Below are 2,376 nucleotides of genomic sequence, written 5' to 3'. Positions count from 1 at the left end.
GGAGAAATGGGCGGGCCGCGATCCACGCGGCCGGGGCCACCGCGCTGCTCGTCACCCACGACCAGCAGGAAGCGCTGTCGACCGCCGACCTGGTGGCCGTGGTCAGGGCGGGCCGGATCACCCAGTGCGGCACCCCCGAAGAGGTCTACCACCGGCCCGCCGACCCGTGGACGGCCGGTTTCGTCGGCGAGTCGGTGCTGCTGCCCGCGACCGCGACCGACGGCACCGCCACCACGGCGCTCGGCCCGGTGCCGCTCGCCGCCCGCACCGAGCAGGACGCCGGGACGGTCCTGCTCCGGCCCGAGCAGCTCGTCCTGACCGACACGGCCGCCGACGCCCAGGGGACCGTCACCGACGTCAGGTACTACGGCCATGACGCGATGGTCGCCCTGACGGTCGACGGGCTCGACGTCCCCGTGCTGATCCGGGTCACCGGGCCGCTCACCCACCGTCCCGGCGACCGCGCCGGGATCCGTGTCACCGGATCCGCCACCCTCCACCCCTGATCAGAGCCCCTGTCAGCGGTCTGTCAGCGGGATCGGGGGGCGGTGTCAGGGCGGTCGTTCATCGTTCAGGACATGAGCGAACGAAGGAACGGCCTGGCGATCGAGGCCAGCGGGCTGCGGAAGGCTTACGGCGACAAGACGGTGCTGGGCGGGGTCGATCTGACCGTCCCCGCCGGGACGGTCTTCGCGCTGCTGGGCCCGAACGGGGCGGGCAAGACCACCGCCGTGAAGATCCTGTCCACGCTGATCGGGGCGGACGCCGGCTCGGTGCGCGTCGCCGGGCACGACGTGGCGGCCGAGGCCGACGCGGTGCGCGCCGCGATCGGGGTGACCGGGCAGTTCTCCGCGGTCGACAAGCTGCTCACCGCCGAAGAGAACCTGCTGCTGATGGCGGACCTCTGCCATCTCGACCGCGCGGAAGGCGAGCGCAGGGCCGCCGAACTGCTCGGCTCGTTCGACCTCGCCGACGTCGCGGAGAAACTCGCGATGACCTTCTCCGGCGGGATGCTGCGCCGCCTCGACCTGGCCATGACGCTCGTCGGCCGCCCCCGGATCATCTTCCTCGACGAGCCGACCACCGGCCTCGACCCGCGCAGCCGCCGCACCATGTGGCAGATCATCCGCGGGCTCGTCGCGGGCGGCGTCACGATCTTCCTGACCACGCAGTACCTGGAGGAGGCCGACCAGCTCGCCGACCGGATCGCGGTCCTCGACCAGGGCCGGATCGTCGCCGAGGGCACGGCCGGCGAGCTGAAGCGGCTCGTCCCCGGCGGCCACATCAGCCTCCGGTTCACCGACCGCACCGCGCTCGACCGGGCGGCTCGCTCGCTCGGCGACACCGTCCGCGACGACGAAGCCCTCACGTTGCAGGTTCCCGGAGACGGCGACGTCCGCTCGCTGCGCGCCCTGCTCGATCTGCTGGACGCCAAGGCGATCGAGGTCGACGGCCTCACCGTCCACACCCCCGACCTCGACGACGTCTTCCTCGCCCTCACCGGCAAGTAAGGAGAACCCCCATGACCACGACCGCGTTCCGCGACTCCCGCACCATGCTCCGCCGCAACCTCCTGCACGCGCTGCGCTACCCGGGCCTCACCCTCAGCGGAATCCTCGTCCCGCTGATCTTCCTGCTGCTGTTCGTCTACGTCCTCGGCGGCACCCTCGGCGCGGGCATCGGCGCCGGCGACTACATCGACTATCTGACGCCCGGCATCATCATGATGACCGTCGCGTCGGCCGCACCGACCACGGCCGTCGCGGTCTGCTCCGACATGACCGAGGGGATCGTCGCCCGGTTCCGGACGATGGCGATCTCACGGCCGTCGATCCTGGTCGGGCATGTCGTCGGCAGCATGATCCAGACCATGGTGAGCGTGCTGCTGGTGCTGGGCGTCGCGGTGCTGATCGGGTTCCGTTCGTCGGCGGACGCCGGCCGCTGGCTGGCCGCGCTCGGGCTGATCGCGCTGATGTCGTTCGCCGTGACCTGGCTGGCCGTCGCCCTCGGCACGCTCAGCAAGAGCCCGGAGGGCGCCAGCAACATCGTCCTGCCGCTGGCGCTGCTGCCGCTCCTCGGCAGCACGTTCGTGCCGACCGGCTCGATGTCGCCCGCGGTCCGGTTCTTCGCCGAGTACCAGCCGTTCACCCCGATCACCGAGACCATCCGCGGGCTGCTCATGGGCACCCCGATCGGCGCCGACGGCTACGCGGCGGTGGCCTGGTGCCTGGTGATCGCGGCAGCCGGTTTCGTCTGGTCGACCAGGCTGTTCAACCGGCGAGGATGACGTCCGCGAGCTTCCGCACCGTCTCCAGGTCCGCGTCTTCCCCCGCGCGCGCCGCCTCGGCGAAACCCTCGCCGAGCGCGGCGCGCACG

The 2,376-nt window shown here is 71.9% G+C and carries 3 protein-coding genes; all 3 read left to right on the top strand.

All coding sequences use genetic code 11. The features are described 5' to 3' along the window. Positions 1 to 506 (top strand): TOBE domain-containing protein (locus tag ACYVE7_RS32710; protein ID WP_460370281.1); only part of this gene is annotated, 506 nt, incomplete at its 5' end. Between the two features lie 72 nt (positions 507 to 578). Next, positions 579 to 1,511: an ATP-binding cassette domain-containing protein gene (locus ACYVE7_RS32705; RefSeq protein WP_460370279.1), complete on the top strand. Its 933-nt coding sequence runs from the start codon at positions 579 to 581 to the stop codon at positions 1,509 to 1,511. A gap of 11 nt (positions 1,512 to 1,522) precedes the next feature. Next, positions 1,523 to 2,287, top strand: coding sequence for an ABC transporter permease (locus ACYVE7_RS32700; RefSeq protein ID WP_460370278.1), 765 nt, complete (start codon positions 1,523 to 1,525; stop codon positions 2,285 to 2,287). Positions 2,288 to 2,376: the final 89 nt, after the last annotated feature.

Source organism: Actinocorallia lasiicapitis, from assembly GCF_054778695.1.
Note: the sequence above shows the minus strand (reverse complement) of the source record. Positions and strands in the feature narration are given on the sequence as shown.